At 60.5% G+C, this 15,797-nt stretch carries 14 protein-coding genes; 7 read left to right on the top strand and 7 right to left on the bottom strand.

Annotated elements, in window-relative coordinates; genetic code table 11:
• Nucleotides 1-43: 43 nt before the first annotated feature.
• The 5 genes from Q355_RS15335 to Q355_RS0103670 form a co-directional block, all read right to left on the bottom strand.
• Entirely contained in the window at nucleotides 44-481 is a 438-nt protein-coding gene (locus Q355_RS15335) for a copper resistance CopC family protein (protein WP_156941865.1), read from the bottom strand.
• Between the two features lie 651 nt (nucleotides 482-1,132).
• Nucleotides 1,133-1,831: a gamma carbonic anhydrase family protein gene (locus Q355_RS0103685; protein WP_027876549.1), complete on the bottom strand. Its 699-nt coding sequence runs from the start codon at nucleotides 1,829-1,831 to the stop codon at nucleotides 1,133-1,135.
• 2 nt (nucleotides 1,832-1,833) lie between these two features.
• Nucleotides 1,834-2,259: an NUDIX hydrolase gene (locus Q355_RS0103680; protein ID WP_027876548.1), complete on the bottom strand. Its 426-nt coding sequence runs from the start codon at nucleotides 2,257-2,259 to the stop codon at nucleotides 1,834-1,836.
• Nucleotides 2,256-3,122 carry a DUF1028 domain-containing protein gene (locus Q355_RS0103675; RefSeq protein WP_027876547.1) on the bottom strand — a complete coding sequence of 289 codons (867 nt, stop codon included), beginning with the start codon at nucleotides 3,120-3,122 and terminating at the stop codon, nucleotides 2,256-2,258. Before Q355_RS0103675 ends, Q355_RS0103680 begins: the two co-directional genes overlap by 4 nt.
• 60 nt (nucleotides 3,123-3,182) lie before the next feature.
• Nucleotides 3,183-3,662: a DUF456 domain-containing protein gene (locus Q355_RS0103670; RefSeq protein WP_027876546.1), complete on the bottom strand. Its 480-nt coding sequence runs from the start codon at nucleotides 3,660-3,662 to the stop codon at nucleotides 3,183-3,185.
• Between the two features lie 101 nt (nucleotides 3,663-3,763).
• Here Q355_RS0103670 and Q355_RS0103665 point away from each other — a divergent pair, with 101 nt between their 5' ends.
• On the top strand, nucleotides 3,764-4,423 hold the full coding sequence (locus Q355_RS0103665; RefSeq protein WP_027876545.1) for a DUF502 domain-containing protein: 660 nt from the start codon (nucleotides 3,764-3,766) through the stop codon (nucleotides 4,421-4,423).
• Here Q355_RS0103665 and Q355_RS0103660 read toward each other — a convergent pair.
• The gene (locus tag Q355_RS0103660) at nucleotides 4,420-4,626 is read right to left on the bottom strand and encodes a hypothetical protein (protein ID WP_027876544.1); all 207 of its coding nucleotides are present in this window, start codon (nucleotides 4,624-4,626) and stop codon (nucleotides 4,420-4,422) included. The two genes, Q355_RS0103665 and Q355_RS0103660, sit on opposite strands and share 4 nt — an antisense overlap.
• Before the next feature lie 283 nt (nucleotides 4,627-4,909).
• On the opposite strand from Q355_RS0103660, the gene Q355_RS0103655 reads away from it, so the two are divergent.
• From Q355_RS0103655 to Q355_RS0103645, 3 genes are all read left to right on the top strand, one after another.
• Nucleotides 4,910-6,280, top strand: coding sequence for an acetyl-CoA hydrolase/transferase family protein (locus tag Q355_RS0103655; RefSeq protein ID WP_051529293.1), 1,371 nt, complete (start codon nucleotides 4,910-4,912; stop codon nucleotides 6,278-6,280).
• Between the two features lie 470 nt (nucleotides 6,281-6,750).
• Nucleotides 6,751-9,498 (top strand): type I DNA topoisomerase, encoded by a 2,748-nt coding sequence (gene topA, locus Q355_RS0103650; RefSeq protein WP_027876542.1) that lies wholly within the window; start codon nucleotides 6,751-6,753, stop codon nucleotides 9,496-9,498.
• 4 nt (nucleotides 9,499-9,502) lie between these two features.
• Nucleotides 9,503-9,763 (top strand): cupin domain-containing protein, encoded by a 261-nt coding sequence (locus Q355_RS0103645; RefSeq protein WP_027876541.1) that lies wholly within the window; start codon nucleotides 9,503-9,505, stop codon nucleotides 9,761-9,763.
• Between the two features lie 123 nt (nucleotides 9,764-9,886).
• Here Q355_RS0103645 and mfd read toward each other — a convergent pair whose 3' ends face one another.
• Nucleotides 9,887-12,850: a transcription-repair coupling factor gene (mfd, locus tag Q355_RS0103640; RefSeq protein WP_027876540.1), complete on the bottom strand. Its 2,964-nt coding sequence runs from the start codon at nucleotides 12,848-12,850 to the stop codon at nucleotides 9,887-9,889.
• 167 nt (nucleotides 12,851-13,017) lie between these two features.
• Between mfd and Q355_RS0103635 the strand changes: the two genes are divergently transcribed.
• The 3 genes from Q355_RS0103635 to Q355_RS0103625 are packed head-to-tail and all read left to right on the top strand — an operon-like array spanning nucleotide 13,018 to nucleotide 15,676.
• On the top strand, nucleotides 13,018-13,626 hold the full coding sequence (locus tag Q355_RS0103635; protein ID WP_027876539.1) for a pyroglutamyl-peptidase I: 609 nt from the start codon (nucleotides 13,018-13,020) through the stop codon (nucleotides 13,624-13,626).
• Nucleotides 13,623-14,798, top strand: a complete 1,176-nt coding sequence (locus Q355_RS0103630) for a lipid-A-disaccharide synthase-related protein (protein ID WP_027876538.1) — start codon at nucleotides 13,623-13,625, stop codon at nucleotides 14,796-14,798. The genes Q355_RS0103635 and Q355_RS0103630 overlap by 4 nt, the downstream gene beginning before the upstream one ends.
• Nucleotides 14,795-15,676, top strand: a complete 882-nt coding sequence (locus Q355_RS0103625; protein ID WP_027876537.1) for a glycosyltransferase — start codon at nucleotides 14,795-14,797, stop codon at nucleotides 15,674-15,676. The genes Q355_RS0103630 and Q355_RS0103625 overlap by 4 nt, the downstream gene beginning before the upstream one ends.
• Nucleotides 15,677-15,797: the final 121 nt, after the last annotated feature.

Genomic DNA, 15,797 nt, shown 5'->3' with positions numbered 1-15,797 from the left:
CAAGCAAGGCTGCTTTGACCACTGCTTACGCCCGATCAAAAACCTATGGCCTGTAGACGAATACAAAGAAATCACTCTCGGTGTGGCCGTCCACAGCCAGATTCTTCCACATCACCACATAGGCCCCCGGATTCAGGCCCGGCTTGAGCGCCAGGGTTACGGTTCGGCTGGTACGGGCAGTGGTGGCAAGGCCTGCGTCTGCCCGCCGGGCGGCATCGTTTTTGAGCAGCAACACCCGGCGCACCAGGGGCTGGGCCAGCCGGCGCAGGCGGGTCGAGCTACCCCAGGCCTCCGGGGGGGCCTCGAGGGGATAGACCTTGAAGGTCGAGAGCCGCACCTCCACAGCCTCGGTAAAGTTGATAACCACGGTCTGGGGCATGCTTTTGACGGTCGAGTTGGATGCTGGGGTGGAGCTTTTGTACTCGGCATGGGCCAGCACAGGCCCTAGCAGCACCAGCATGAAGAAAAAAAACCTGTCCACTACAACTCCCGAGCACGAGGCAAAACCGAGGGCTTTGCCAAAATCGTCCTGATTCGATTTGCCTGCTGAGGCCCCTACCCAAAACACCCGCAGGTGGAGCGCTCCTTTTCAGCCAGTTATACCCGGCCTTCGCGTAGCCTCAGGAAGGGTTCGGATATCCGGGCAGTCTGGCTTGCTGGGGGCCCCCTGGCCGCAATAGCTTTCAGAAACTCGTCTTTGGCCCGGGGCGCTCCCATCCACAGCCAAATAACGATAGATGGCGACCAAACCCCATTCAGCGCTGGCGTCAGGTGAGGGGCCAGCAACAGCAAAAAGCAAAGGGGACAGTGCCCCTGGTGCGATTCGTCGGTGTCGCTCGAGCCTGGGTGGTGATGTTCCACACCGATGGTCTGCGAAGGGTACATCAGCATCCCCCGCAACCCAAACAGCAGTGAGGTAAGCAATACCATACATATCAACCCTGAAACTGCGATGGGTTGGTATGCTGACAGGTCACGCGCTGCCATCCCGCAAAGCTTAATCTACGGCGAGGTTTTGCCTTTGCAGCTTATCGCACTCTTCACAGACATTGCTTACCATCCGGGAGGCAACTATGCTGTGCCGAACTCGGCAATTCAAGTTGTGGGTGGTTCAGAGGCTGTGAAGAGCGCTCTATATAGGTCGGATTAGCCCCTCACGAACCAGCTCATGCAGCACCTCGGGCTTGGCCTCCTGGGCCCGCCCCTCCACAATGGCCTTCAGGGCCGAAAGGGCTTCGGGCTCCCCCCGCTTGAGCTGCAGGTGCAGGTCGCTAAAGGGGTTCAGGGCGTCCTGCCCGCGCAGGGTAATCTGGTAGCGGCCAATCGGGGCAATGGGTGCAAGGTGTGCCAGGTAGCGGCGCGATAGCTCCACGTAGCGCTCGGCATTCTGGGTAGGTTCCACCGGGCCGCGGATCTTGGCCGGGATGCCAATCGCCAGCATGCCCGCCGGAATTTCCATCCCCGGCGGCACCACCGCACCAGCCCCCACCATGGCCCCCTTCCCTACCCTGGCCTGGTTGAGCACCACTGCGCCAATCCCGATCAGCGCTCCATCCTCCACCAACGCACCGTGAACCACCGCCCGGTGGCCCACCGTCACGTTTTGCCCCAGTATGCAGGGGTCGCCGGGGTCGGCGTGCAAAATCGCGCCGTCCTGCACGTTGCTACCCGCACCTATTACCACCTTCTCGGTATCCGAGCGCACCACCGCACCAAACCAGACCGAAGCGTTCTCGCCGATTTCGGCCTGCCCAACAATAAGCGCGGTGGGGGCAATAAAGGCGCTGGGGTGAATCTGCGGTACGTGTTCATCCAGCCGATAGACTGCCATACTCACTCCTTGGGTCTGCCTAAGTCTATGCCCAAATCTGGCGCTTGAACATGCGCAGAGGCTTCGTGCAGCAGCCGCACATCCTCGGGAAAGGCCAGAAGCCGTTTTGCTTCTGCCAGGTCGAAGAAGCCAGCACCGCAGAGGCCTTTTTCGAGACGTATATTGCCTTGGCCCTCCAGCAAAAACCAGTGAATCTCCCTCAAGACCCCTTTATTGTTGCGGTAGCGCGTAGTCGAAAGCTTTTGCTTCACAGCTCCTTTGATACCCGTTTCTTCCTCTACTTCACGTAAAGCAGCCTGCTCGAGGCTCTCCCCGGGGTCTAAATGCCCCTTGGGGAAACACCAGAAACCCTGCCGGTCGCGAATCAGCAAAACCTGTCCTTCGGGGTTGAAAAGCACCCCGCCTGCACCCAGTACCGGCTGGCTCATGCAAACTTCTCCTGCAAATAGCGTAGGGTGGCTTCGTCCAAGACCGGGCCGCCCCGGTAACGCTCCTCCAGGTTTTCCATGCCGATAAGCGCTGCAAAAGCGCTCTCGGTAGCCTCGTCCCACACGCCGTTGACCAGGCCAGCATAGAGGCCCTGGCGGTAAAGCAGGGTCTGAAGCCAGGCAATCTCAGCCGGCTGCAAGGGGCGACCAGGCTCACCAGTACCAAAAAGCAGCCGGTGAATACCCAGCAACCGCTGCAACTCCACCACCGGGTCGGGGTGGTCGTCTACCCGCAGGTCAATCCAGCGCTCCATGCCGCCGTAGCCCTTCCCCTCGCCCACCACCAGCAGGGCCGCCGACTGCCGTCCGCGCCGGTCGCCCCCGGCCCGGTCGGCCTGAAACAACGCCTCCAAAAGCCGTTCAGGAAAGGGCAGCTCGCTCTTTAGAAAGGTGCGCTCGAGCGCCTCCAGCACCTCGGGGCCTGTCAGCAGATTGCCCTGGGCCGCATAGTTGGGCCCCCAGCGGCTGCCCGCCCAGGCATGGCAGGCCTGGCCGGTGTAGCTCAGGCTCTCGCCGCTGGCCAGCACAAAACCAAACTGGCGCTTGGCAAGATCGGGGTCGTTGCGGGCGAACACCGACAGGATGTCTTCCGGACCTGCCCCGGCTTTCATCAGGGCCAGGCCCATTGGGCCAAAATGGGGATTCGCGTAAGACTGAGTGGCTAGAGCCCCCACCTTAGCCCTGGCCCAGGGCACCACCGACCCCACAGCCAAAAACTTGCTGGCCACAGCAATTCCCAGGTCTTTGGTATCGGGGTCGCGGGCCACCAGTGAGAAGGTGCTGATGGGTAGATTCGCATTCATGGGCCATATCCTACGCTGTAAAAAGGTTGGCGAGTACCCTGCCCGGCCGTTGCTCTGGGTCTAAAAAATGGCCTGAATGACCAGAATGCCCATCAGCAAGTGGATTAGAAACTTGCCTGCCAAACCTCCCAACAAACCCAGCACAGCCCCCCAGGCCCCCCGCAGCGCATTCTCTGGCGAACGCCCTGCCACAAGTTCCCCCACATAAGCCCCGACAAATGGCATCAGGAACAGGCCCAGTGGAGGCAAAACAAAAATACCCAGAATGCCGCCCAAAAATGCCCCCCACACCCCCTGCCGGCTACCACCAAAGTGCCTGGCACCCATTGCCCCGGCGATGTTATCAACCAGCGACGACAGCAGGGTCAAAACCGCCAGGGCAATCCAGATGGGTAGGGAAATTTCGCCGAACCCCACCAGCAGCTCGTGCAGGAAAGCCATCCCAACGATAACAAACCCAGCCGGGACCACCGGAATAAAAGTGGCAACCAGCGCCACTGCCCACACCACCACAAACAGCCAGTCTGCAAAAGCATTCACAGGCTCTTAGTGTAGCAATGCGCAAGGCAAAAGCGCAGACCAGGCATCGGTCAGGAAAGTCTCTTTTCAAAGCCACCCGGGCCAGTACACTCTTGAGATATATGGCTGCTCGACTCCGCCGCTACTTCCTGACCGGATTGTTGTCCACGCTGCCCATTGCGGTAACGTTTTACTTTTTGTGGTGGGTATACAACTGGTCGAACAACATCATCGGAAGCATCCTGCGGGCCATAGACGCTGAACCTTCGCGCTGGCTTTTGCCGTTTCTGCCTATTTTAGGTATCCTGGCCACCCTTGGCCTGGTGGTTCTGGTGGGTGCACTGGCTAATAACTACGTAGGGCGGCTAATTTTGGGTGCCATTGACCGCAGCATCAAAACCATCCCCCTGGTGCGCGAGGTCTACAATGCTGTGCAGCAAATCGCGCACACCCTGCTGGGCCAGCCCGAGGTGCAGTTTCAGCGTGCTGCACTTATTGAGTATCCCCGCAAAGGCCTGTACACCCTCTGTTTTATAGCCACCCCCAAGGTTGGTAAAAACCTATCACCGCTACCCGAAGGCTACACGGTGGTACTGGTACCTACCAGCCCGGTTCCGGCCTCCGGAATGGCCATTATTGTGCCAACTGCGGACATCATTCCCCTGGATATTAGCATTGAAGAAGCCCTCAAGTACGTGGTGTCGGCCGGTTTTATTTTGCCCAACAACCGGGCCAAGCAGTTAATTGAAGCCAGCGCAGTTCCACCCAAACCCAGTAACTAGCGCAAGCCCTGGGACGGCAGGGGGATCTCCTCGATTTTTTCCTGGGCCTGCTCGAGGTAATGCAATAGCGCCACGAGGTTGGGGAAGTAGCGGGTTGGCCCACCCTCGGCAGCCTTGACCGAAGCTTTGACGGCGCCATCGGAACCTCGCCACATGCGAACAATTAGAGTCACCGCCTTTGGGCGCACAACACCCCCTTTCATGTCGCCAGGGTAGCGGCCATAGCGTTACATTTGCGTTATATGCAGCCTACTTCCCTGGCTAGCGGTACCAGGGTCAGCTCATAAGAAATGTCTTTTTCTGGGGCCCCCGCCTGAAGCGTGGGCAGCAACAACCTGAAGAACGATGGTGCTCAAGCCTGTCCCTAGCGGACGATTCAGGCGGGGTTCATATCATCTATCAACCCGGCTTGCATGGCATCCAGTACTTTTTCCTGCTAGCGCTTACGGGCATCTGTCCTGTTTGCGCCGCGTTAGTATGGAGGCTATGGAAGCGATTTCACGTACCGGAAAAGCCCTTGGGCGCAGCGAGGCAGAAAAGGTTTACCAGAGCAAGCTAGCTAGCCTGGAAGCGGCTGCAGGCATGATCAAAAGCCACTCGAGGGTTTTCGTTTCGGGCAACGCTGCTACACCCACGCCCCTTCTAGAGGCTCTGGCCCAGCGCAAAAATGAACTGGAGGATGTCGAGCTGGTTCACGTGCTACAGCTTGGCTCCGACCCCTTCCTGGCCCCCGAGATGGAGGGGCATTTCCGCAGACGCTCCTTGTTTGTGGGCCCTGCCGACCGTGAGGCGGTCAACTCAGGTCGGGCCGATTACGTACCCATTTCCCTCCACCAGGTGCCTTGGTTGTTCAAGCGCGGTGTGCTGCCCCTGGACTATGCCCTGGTACAGGTTTCACCCCCAGATGAGTTTGGCTTTGTGAGTCTGGGTGTGGAGGTTATTGCAACCAAGGCCGCAGTAGAGACCGCCCGGCGGGTTATCGCCCTGGTCAACCCCCAGATGCCGCGTACCCTGGGCGATACCTTCGTGCATGTTTCCAAGTTTGCAGCCTTCGTGGAAATAGATTTTCCGCTACCGATGCTGCCTCGAGACAAGTATGGAGAGGTAGAGGCCAAAATTGGCAAATACGTGGCCGATCTCATCGACGACGGATGCACTTTGCAGCTGGGCATTGGGGCTATCCCCGATGCAGTTCTGGCCAATCTGACGGGACGGCAAGACCTGGGCATTCATACCGAAATGGTTTCCGATGGGGTGATGGAAGCTCTGGAAAGAGGCATCGTGACCGGCCAGCGCAAGACCCTGCTGCCCGGCAAGGTAGTAGGCACTTTTGTACTGGGCTCCGAGCGGCTGTATCGGTTTGTGCACAACAACCCCCTCTTCGAGATGCGGCCCGCCGACTGGATCAACAACCCCTTCAACGTGGCCCGCAACGACAACATGATCGCTATTAACTCGGCCCTCGAGGTAGATCTCACCGGCCAGGTCTGTGCCGACTCGATCGGGACTCGAATCTATTCGGGCTTTGGTGGCCAGCTCGACTTTATCCGCGGAGCCGCAGCCAGCAACGGCGGCAAGCCCATCATCGCCCTGCCCAGCAGCGGCAAGAACGGCGCATTTAGCCGCATTGTCTCCCTGCTCAAAACCGGCGCTGGCGTGGTGACCACCCGGGCCGATGTGCACTACGTGGTAACCGAATACGGCGTGGCCGAACTCTTCGGCAAGAGCCTGCGCGAGCGGGCCCAGGCCCTCATCGGCATTGCCCACCCCAATTTCCGCGAAGAACTCAGCCAGGCTGCTTTCGAGCGCGGTCTCCTGCCCAAAAGCTACCCTGGGTTCTCCCCTCCTCGCCAGTAAGGCCGGGTTTGGCTGAACAGTTGCCGTTTGCTCTTCACAGATATTGAGCTGCTCACAGCTTGATTGCTTTGTCCTGCACAGCACAGTGGCCTCCCGCATGGGAGGCCACGTCTGTGAAGGGTGCCATAAAATAGCCGAAATTGCCCCACGCATGGCGTAGGCCAGCTAATTATTTGGCGTAGCCCCGGGAATACCTCATAAGAGATGTCTTTGATTTGTTCTTTTTCTGGGGCTCCCACCTGAAGCGTGGGCAGCATCAGCTCGAATAACCAGGGTGCTCTGACAATCCCTAATGAAACGATTCAGGCGGGGTTCATATCAGACTTTTCTCACAGTTTACTTCGACTGCCAGGGTGGGTGGGTTTGTCAAAAAAACCCGTTTAGCACTTGCTTTTTTATAGTGGGCTCGAGGCCTTGTGTCAGGTACGCCCTTGACAAACCACCCGCGCCTCGTCCATATACTTAGCCGTATGCCGGATTCAACGTTAATTGTAGTGGAATCTCCCGCCAAGGCGAAAAGCATTCAAAAAATGCTGGGTGCCGGGTACGAGGTGCGGGCCAGTAAAGGACATGTGGCCGACCTACCCGAACGCGAACTGGGCGTGGACACCCAGGCCGACTTTACCCCGCAGTATGAAGTCAAAAAAGACAAGCAGCCCGTGGTGAATGAGCTCAAGCGGGCTGCTAAGGGAAAACGGGTACTGATCGCCACCGACCCCGACCGTGAAGGCGAGGCCATTGGCTGGCATGTGGCCCGCCTGCTGGGGCTCAACCCACAAACCCCCCTGCGGGTGGAGTTTCACGAAATCACCCCCAAGGTGGTGCGTGCGGCCGTGCAGAATCCCCGACCCATAGACCAGAGCCTGGTGGACGCCCAGCAAGCCCGAAGGGTGCTGGATCGGCTGGTGGGCTACCAGCTTTCGCCGGTACTCAGCATGGAGTTTCGGCGCAGGGCGCTATCGGCAGGCCGGGTGCAGTCGGTTGCGCTAAGGCTGCTGGTAGAGCGCGAACAAGAGATAGAGGCTTTTGTTCCACAGGAATACTGGACGGTTGAGGGGCAGTTTGAGTCGGAGGGCCAGCAGTTCAGGGCCATGCTCTATAGTGTGGGCCAGGAGCGGGTTCAGACCAGCGAGAGGTTTCTCATTACCAGTGAAGGCCAGGCCAAAGACATCACCCGCCGGGCCGAAGGCATACAAAACTACCGCATCAGCAGCATCGAGCGCCGCGAACGCCGCCGCAACGCCCCCCCGCCCTTCATCACCTCTACCCTGCAACAGGCCGCCAGCAGCCGCCTGGGCTGGACAGCCAGCCGCACCATGCGAATCGCCCAGAAGCTCTACGAAGGCATAGACCTGCCCGAAGGTGCAGTGGGCCTCATCACCTACATGCGAACCGACTCCACCAGGGTCTCACAGGAGGCCCTGGCCGAAGTGCGCGAGTTTATTCCGAGCCACTTTGGCCCGGCTTACCTGCCGGAGAAACCCAACTTTTTTGCCAGCAAAAAAGCCGCCAATGCCCAGGATGCCCACGAGGCCATCCGCCCGACTTCCACCCTGCGCACCCCCGAGGCCCTGCGCAAACACCTGACCGACGAGGAGTACAGGCTTTACCAGCTTATCTGGCAGCGTTTTGTGGCCTCCCAGATGGCCCCCGCCGTCTTTGACCAGACCACCGTGAACATCGCTGGCGGTGAGATGGTCTTCCGGGCGGTGGGCTCAGTGCTGAAGTTCGATGGCTATTTGCGAGTGTATGGGCGCGAAGAGGGCGACGATGCCGAGAACCAGCTACCCTCCCTACGTGAAAATGCCACGGCCCGACTGCTTAAGGTTACGCCCGAACAGCACTTTACCGAGCCACCCCCACGCTATACCGATGCCAGCCTGGTCAAGACCCTCGAGGAGATGGGCATCGGAAGGCCCTCCACCTACGCCCCCACCATAGACACCCTCGAGCGCCGGGGTTATCTGGAGCGGGCTGGTAAAGCGCTAAAGCCCACCCCACTGGGCCGCGAAGTGACCGGGTATCTGGTCAAGAGCTTCCCCGATGTGGTGGCCTACGACTTTACTGCCCAGCTCGAGTCCCGCCTCGACGAAATAGAGGAAGGCAAGGCGGCCTGGCCCAGGGTTGTGCGCGAGTTTTACGAGCCTTTCCTCAAGGACTTTGCCCGGCTTCCCCAAAAAACGTGTCCCCAGTGCGGGCGGCCCATGGAGCTAAAGGTTTCCAGGTTCGGGCAGTTTCTGGGTTGTACCGGCTACCCTGAGTGCAAATACACCGAGCGGCTCGAGCAGAAAAAAGAACCCGAGCCAATCGGTGAAGCCTGCCCGGCCTGCCAGGAGGGCCAGCTGGTACGGCGGCACGGACGCTATGGCACCTTCATCAGCTGTAACCGCTATCCTCTGTGCAAGTACACCCGCGACGAAGCCCCTTCTACCGGAATCGAATGCCCCAGGTGTCACGCTGGCGAGGTGGTGCAAAAAACCAGCAAGCGGGGCAAACCCTACTACCGCTGCAACAATCAGAGCTGCGACTTCCTGTCCTTCGACCCGCTGGTACCTGAGAAATGCCCCCTGTGTGGCTGGAACGAAGTAGCCAAGGGCCGCTCCGGCAAACGGGCCTGTTCCAACCCCGGCTGCTCTCGCTATGGTGGGCCCGACCTACAAGCCCTTAGCGAGCGCCGCAACAAGAGCCAAGCCAAGGCCAAAGGCAATAGCACCTCCAGCTCGGGTGCAACCTGGGCCGACCTCGAGCCCCTCATCGCCCAGGTGGGCCTGACCCCCGAACAGGCCGAGGTGGCCAGGCGCACCCAGGGCCAGCAAAAAGCCGTTCCAGAGGTAGCCAAGGCCCTCAACCAGCCGGAAGAGGCTGTGCTCAAGCTCTTCCGTCAGGCCATGTTCAAGCTACGAATGGAGTACGGAAGACACAAAGCTAGGGGCGAGCAGGACAAATCGCCAAGCAAGGCCAAGCGCAAGACCACAAAAGCCAAACAAAGCGAGAAAAGCGCAACCTGGGCCGACCTCGAGCCCCTCATCGCCCAGGTGGGCCTGACCCCCGAACAGGCCGAGGTGGCCAGGCGCACCCAGGGCCAGCAAAAAGCCGTTCCAGAGGTAGCTAAGGCCCTCAACCAGCCGGAAGAGGCTGTGCTCAAGCTCTTCCGTCAGGCCATGTTCAAGCTACGCATGGAGTATGGCAAATCCCGCAAGGAAGCGGTTGGGGCCTAGCACCATGAAACTTCACCTCCTGCGGCTCGCCAAGCGTCAGGGACAGGCCCGCTTCCCTGGCCTGGAGGGTTTCTTTACCTACCTGCTAACCCAGCCGGAGCAGGTAGAGGAGCCACGCCTGTACATTGTGCTCGAGGGTGAGGTGGTCGTAGACCTTCCCGACCACAGCTACCTGCACTTGCGCAAGGGCGAGGCCGCTTATCTCCAAAGCCCACACCAGATCACCCCCATCGACCCCAGTGTGCTGGCGGTCTGGAAGGTGTAGTGTAAACCCCGCCTGAATCGTTCCGTTAGGGATTGTCAGAGCACCCTGGTTATTCGAGCTAAAGCTGCCCACGCTTCAGGCAGGGCCCCAGAAAAAGACCAAATCAAAGACATTTCCTATGAGTCAGCCCACCAGGTACAGCACATCGCTAAGGGCCTGAATATACTCCTCGGCCCGCAAGCCTTTTTTTGAGATGCGGAAGCCGAGGGGATACTGGGTGGCCTCGACCCGGAAGGGCAGGGCCCGCAGGGCTTTGGCATCGTAGTCCAGGCTGGGCTTGGCAAAGGCCAGCTGCAGATACATCAGGTCTTCCGTAATCGATATCACTCCCCGCCCCTCGGCTAAAAGGCGCAGGCGGGTCAGGGACAAAAAGTTTTCTACCTCCTGCGGGGCCGGGCCGTAGCGCTCCTTGAGTTCTTTAGCCAGGTGGGAGAGCTGGGCCAGGTTTCTGCATTCGGCCAGGCGGCCATAATAGCGGCTGCGGGCAGCAGGGCTGGGAATATATTCCGGGGTCAGGCGGGCCGAGAGTTGCAGGTCGATGGTGACGTGGCGTTCGGGTTCGGTTTGCTCGCCCTTGAGCTTGCGGATGGCCTCGGACAAGAGTTCGGTGTAGATTTCCAGGCTTACCGCACGAATATGGCCGTGCTGCTCGGGGCCCAGGAGGTTGCCCACGCCTCGTATTTCCATGTCCTTCTCGGCCAGCAGGTGGCCCGAGCCGAGGTCCGAGAGGTCGGCAATCGCCGCCAGACGACGCTCGGCGCCTTCGGTCAGGCGCAGGGGGTGAAAAAGGTAGGCCCAGGCCTCCTGGTCGCGCCGACCCACCCGGCCCCGAAGCTGGTAGAGCGCGGCCAGGCCCAGTTTGTCGGCCCGTTCAACCAGGATGGTGTTGGCCTCGGGGATGTCCAGGCCGGACTCGATGATGGTGGTAGCCAGCAGCACATCAAAAGCCCCCTCGGCAAAGGCCAGCATGGTCTCCTCCACCTCGGCCTCCCCCATCTGCCCGTGCACCACCCCAAAGCGGGCCTCGGGCACCAGGGCTTCCAGGTATTTGCGTCGGGCCAGGATGGTAGCCACCCGGTCGTGGACGTAAAAGGCCTTTCCGCCGCGCTCGAGTTCGTCCATGATGCCCTGCCGCACCAGGGCCGGGTCGTAGGGGGCCAGCAGGGTGCGGATGGGCTTGCGCCCGGGGGGTGGGGTCTGGATGCTGGAGAGGTCGCGCAGGCCCACCAGGGCGCTGTAAAGGCTACGAGGGATGGGGGTCGCGGAAAGGTAAAGCGTGTCCACAGCCTCTTTTAGCTCGCGGATGCGTTCCTTCTGGCCCACCCCAAAGCGGTGCTCCTCATCTACCACCAGAAGGCCCAGGTTCTTGAAGCGCACGTCGCTGGAGAGCAGGCGGTGGGTGCCTATTACGATGTCTACAGTACCCTGCTCCAACCCCCCCAGGATCTCCCTCGCCGCTCGCTCGGAGGTAAAGCGCGAGAGCGCGGCCACCCGCACCGGCAGACCTGCCAAGCGCTTCTGAAAGGTTTCTTTGTGTTGTTCGGCCAGAAGCGTGGTGGGCACCAAAACCGCCACCTGGGCCCCGTGCCCCACCACCCGGAAGGCAGCACGGAGGGCCACCTCGGTCTTGCCAAAACCCACATCGCCTGAGATGAGGCGCTCCATAGGGCGGGGCGCCTCGAGGTCGCGCAGGGTCTCCTCGAGAGCCTTCTGCTGGTCGGGGGTCAGGGCAAAAGGAAAGTTCTGCTCGATGAGCGCATCCCAGTCCGGCAACGGCCCAAAAGCCCGACCGGGTGTGGCCTCGCGCTTAGCGTGTAGCACCAGCAGACGCTGCGCTAGCTCTTCGGCATCTTTGGCGGCTTTGTCACGGCTTCTTTTCCACTCGCCTTTACCCAGCGAGGAGAGCGCGGGAGGGTCGTCGGTAGTACCCGGGTGGCGCTTCAAGAGAGGGAGCTGCTCAACCGGCAGGTACATGCGGGCCTCGCCGGCGTAACGCAGCACCAGATAGTCCCGCTTCGCACCCAGCACTTCACGGGTCTCGAGCCCCAGGTACTGACCAATGCCGTGCTCGGGATGAATCAGGTAGTCGCCCACCGCCAGGGTTCCCGGGTCGGCCTCACCCAGCAAAAGTTTTCGGCTGCGCAGCAGCTCGGCCCCAGCAAATGCGTACAGATGGGCTTCGCTTAGGTATGCGGTGCGGCCTTCGGTGTCCAGAAAGGCCCCTTCAAAGGGCGCTGGAACCAGGTTCAGGGTGCCCGGCTGGGGGGCCAGGGTTGGGGTAGAGCGCAGGGCCTTGGGGTTGAGTGAGGAGGCCTCGAGCTTTTGCAACAGGTAGCTGCGGCTTTTTGCGTGACGGTAAAAGAAGACCGCCGCATAGCCCTGGGCCAGCCAGGCCTGCACATCTTCTACAAACTGCGAGATGCGGGCCCGGTAGGGGGGCAGGGGCTGGTAAGGCAGGTGCAACGGGGGCAGCTCCGGGCCCCCCAGCCCAAAGCTCACCTGGGCCCGCCCCGCAAGCAGGGGCCAAAGCTCAGCTGGGGCCAGTGAGGGGGTGTCGAGGAAAACCACTCCAGGGAAGTGCAGGATTTTATGGGAGGTCCAGGCCTCGGCCTTGCCAGCCTTGGCCGTGAGTACATGGCGTGGCTGGGGGGCGCCCTGAAACCAGATTGCTTCTAGCACATCGCCAAAAAACTCCAGCCGAAGCTCCTCGAGCTCGAGGGTGTCCCCCCGCACTGCCAAATCCTCACCCCGAACATAACCCATGCGGGTGAGCAACTCCAAAAGCGGGTCGCGCAAGTACTGCTGGCCTGGCATAAGCACCAGGCGCCACTCCTCGGGCCACTCGGGGAAGGGGGCCAGGGCCTCCTCGTAGCTCATCACCACGGCCTGGGCCTGCCCAAAGACCTCGAGGCCCGGATTCAAGTAGGCCGTCACACCCAGCGCGGCCAGGTCGGCATACTGGGCCAGCCGCTCTGCTGGACAGAGCAGCACCCGGGGGCCAGCGGTCTGGGCGAAAAGCAGCGCCCGGGCTACCTGGGGCAGGCCGGGTAAGTAGTGGTTCAGGATAGATTCTGCGTTTAGGTTCATGGTCTGGGTTGCCTGGGGAGTCAGATTGCTGCACGCTGGCTATTTTTGCCATCTTGAAGCAAGCCGAGCACTAATCGTCAAAAAACCCTCCACCAGAAGCGCCTGGGGGGGCAAGTTAGTTTACTCCCAGGCTGGAGGCTCACATAAGGTCTTGTTACACTAACGAGGTGAAGGTTTTAGTCACCGGCTTTGAGCCCTTTGCTGGGCTGCCGCATAACCCCAGCAGTGCCCTCCTGGCACATTTACCCGAAACCTTAGGTAAGGCCCAGCTCATCCGGGCCACCCTGCCGGTTGACACCCAGCAGGCCCCGGTCGAGTTGCAGCGGCTATACAAAGCGCATCAGCCCGTGGTTGCCCTGCACCTGGGGCTGGCAACGGGGCGGGCCTTGCTTGCGCTCGAGCGCCTGGCAGTAAACCTGCTCGACTTTGAGCTGCCTGACAACGCGGGCCTGCGTTTGCAGGACACCCCCATCCTGCCCGGGGCCCCTTTGGCGCTGGCTACCCGGCTGCCTATGCAGGCCATAAAAAAGCGCTGGGCCGAGGCCGGAATCCCAGGGGTCATCAGCAATAGCGCTGGGCTTTACCTGTGCAACCAGGTGATGTATCTGGCCTTATCCTGGCTGCCTGTCGAAGTACCGGTGGGTTTTATCCACCTGCCCCCGGACGAAACCCTGGCCCTGCAAAAGCCCCAGGCCTACCTGCCCTTAGAGCTACAGGCGCGAGCAGTTAAGCTGGCCTTGGAAGAAGCCCTGAAGTCTGCCGTGGTAGCCATATGACCGACGTGCTCATCATCTCGGGCGGTAACGCCGAAGACCTGATTGGGGCCACGCTCTGCCAGCAGCTCGAGGGCCTGCACCTAGCTGCACTGCCGCTGGTAGGCCCGGGCAAGCGCTACGAAGGCCGCGTAGAGCGCATCCTGGGGCCACGCAAACAGATGCCCTCAGGGGGGTTTCCTTTCAACAGCCTGGAGAACCTGCTGGCCGACCTACGGGCAGGGTTTTTGCAGGAAATTTACTTGCAGATTCGCGCTGCCCAGCTTGCTCGGCGCGAGGTGCGGGCCGTAGCGGCAGTGGGCGATGCCTACGCCCTGGCGGTGGGGGTGCTGGCCTCCAACTGGGGACATCTGCCCCTTTTTCACCTTCAGCCCCAGATTTCACACTACTACTGGGCAGGGCGAAGCGTCTGGGAGCGGTTGCGCCAGCCCAACCAGTTCGGCGCTGAGGACTATATGTTCTACGAGCGCTGGATGCATCGCTTTGTGCGGGCGGTTTACGTGCGCGACAAAGTCAGCGAACAGCGGGCCCATCAACTCGGCATGTACAAGGCCAGATTTGTAGGCAGCATGGCCATGGACACCCTGGGCCCCCCCGAACGCAACCTGAGCGGGCTGCTGGACGGGCGCAAGGTGCTGGTGCTGCTGCCTGGCACACGGGCCGATGTGCGCTTCAGCCTACCCCTGATGCTGCAAAGTTCAGCGCTGCTGCCCGACTTGCAGCCCCTGGTGGCCTGGGCCGCCGACTTTTCCGAGGTACCGCTGGCCGAGGGTTGGGAGCTCGAAATCGAAGATGAACAGACCGCCATTGCCCGCAAAGACACGCAGCGGGTATGGCTATTGCGCGGGGCCTTCTCGGCTATACTGCATACGGGCTATGTGGCTATTGGTACCGCCGGCACCGCCAACGAGCAGGCCGCCGGAATGGGTATTCCGGTGGTGGCCTTCCCCACCCCAGGGCCCCAGTACATCTATCCCAATGCCCTCAGGCAAAGTCGCTTGTTGGGTAAAGCCATGCGCCTAGTTGAAGCGAGTCCCCAGGTGGTAGCGGGCGCTGTTCGGCAGTTTGTTGATGACCCCGTAGCCCGTGAGGAAGCCCGTCGGGATGGCCTCGAGCGCAATGGGCCGCCAGGGGCTCTGTCCAAAATCGCTACAGAAATCCAATCCGCGCTATGAACGAAAAAGTGCTGGCCCTGGTCGTAACCCACAACCGCAAGCCCCTACTGGCCGAGTGTCTGGACTTGCTGTCCTCGCAAGTTCGCCCACCCGACCATGTTTTAGTTGTCGACAACGCCTCAACTGATGGTACCGCAGCTCTGCTGGCACAGCGCCAGGTTGAGCATTTGCGCCTAGAGGCCAACACCGGCGCCGCGGGGGGATTCCACACGGGTCTGGCCGAGGCATGCCAGCGGGACTTCGACTGGGTCTGGCTCCTGGACGACGATGCCCACCCCCACCCTGACAGCCTGCAAAAATTGCTAATGGGTCTCCAGCAAGCACGTACCATCGGGCCTGAGCCCAGCCTGCTGCTCAGCCGCTTGCTCTGGCTGGACGGACGCACCCACCCCATGGGTATACCGTGGCCCGATATTCGCAGGCCAGGGCTTTTTCTCAAAGCACTTCCGCTTGGCCTGCTGCCCGTACGGTTTGGCACTTATGCTTCCATGCTGGTCAACCTGCGTATCGCACGTGAATATCCCCTTCCGACCAAAGCCTATTTTCTGTATAACGATGACCTCGAGTACAGCGGAAGGCTGTTGCGGCGAGGGGTTGGCTACCTGGTTAAAGACAGCCTTACAGTTCATAAAACCCGCAACCCCTACAGCTCAGCCATTACCGCATCGGATGAGATGTTTTTCCTCGAGGCCCGCAACCGGGCTTGGCTGGTTCGCTCAGATGCCTTTGGGCCTCTTGGTAAAACCTACTGGCTGCTGAACAGCCTGGGAGTTTTTCTAGCCCGCCTGAAGGAGAAGGGACTAAAAGGCGGCACCCCCATTTGGAAAGGCTGGCTCGAGGGCTTTCGCACCTCCCCGGATACAAAAATCGATTTCTAGTGATAACTATTCAAACCCAGCCAAAAACCACTAGCCGGGAGAATGTCTCGAGGAGGCATGGATTATATTTATTGAGGATTGCCCGGGCTGTTAGAATCGCACCATGACTTTTCTCAGGGCA

This window comes from Meiothermus cerbereus DSM 11376 (genome assembly GCF_000620065.1).
Taxonomy (GTDB): domain Bacteria; phylum Deinococcota; class Deinococci; order Deinococcales; family Thermaceae; genus Meiothermus; species Meiothermus cerbereus.
The sequence above is the reverse complement of the archived record's forward strand: the minus strand, read 5'-3'. Positions and strand labels throughout refer to the sequence as shown.

Coding starts and splice junctions, on each gene's coding strand:
- mfd (WP_027876540.1), bottom strand. CDS start 12,850: ATGAACCTAAACGCAGAATCTATCCTGAACCACTACTTACCCGGCCTG.
- Q355_RS0103625 (WP_027876537.1), top strand. CDS start 14,795: ATGAACGAAAAAGTGCTGGCCCTGGTCGTAACCCACAACCGCAAGCCC.
- Q355_RS0103630 (WP_027876538.1), top strand. CDS start 13,623: ATGACCGACGTGCTCATCATCTCGGGCGGTAACGCCGAAGACCTGATT.
- Q355_RS0103655 (WP_051529293.1), top strand. CDS start 4,910: ATGGAAGCGATTTCACGTACCGGAAAAGCCCTTGGGCGCAGCGAGGCA.
- topA (WP_027876542.1), top strand. CDS start 6,751: ATGCCGGATTCAACGTTAATTGTAGTGGAATCTCCCGCCAAGGCGAAA.
- Q355_RS0103645 (WP_027876541.1), top strand. CDS start 9,503: ATGAAACTTCACCTCCTGCGGCTCGCCAAGCGTCAGGGACAGGCCCGC.
- Q355_RS0103660 (WP_027876544.1), bottom strand. CDS start 4,626: ATGAAAGGGGGTGTTGTGCGCCCAAAGGCGGTGACTCTAATTGTTCGC.
- Q355_RS0103675 (WP_027876547.1), bottom strand. CDS start 3,122: ATGAATGCGAATCTACCCATCAGCACCTTCTCACTGGTGGCCCGCGAC.
- Q355_RS0103665 (WP_027876545.1), top strand. CDS start 3,764: ATGGCTGCTCGACTCCGCCGCTACTTCCTGACCGGATTGTTGTCCACG.
- Q355_RS0103680 (WP_027876548.1), bottom strand. CDS start 2,259: ATGAGCCAGCCGGTACTGGGTGCAGGCGGGGTGCTTTTCAACCCCGAA.
- Q355_RS0103685 (WP_027876549.1), bottom strand. CDS start 1,831: ATGGCAGTCTATCGGCTGGATGAACACGTACCGCAGATTCACCCCAGC.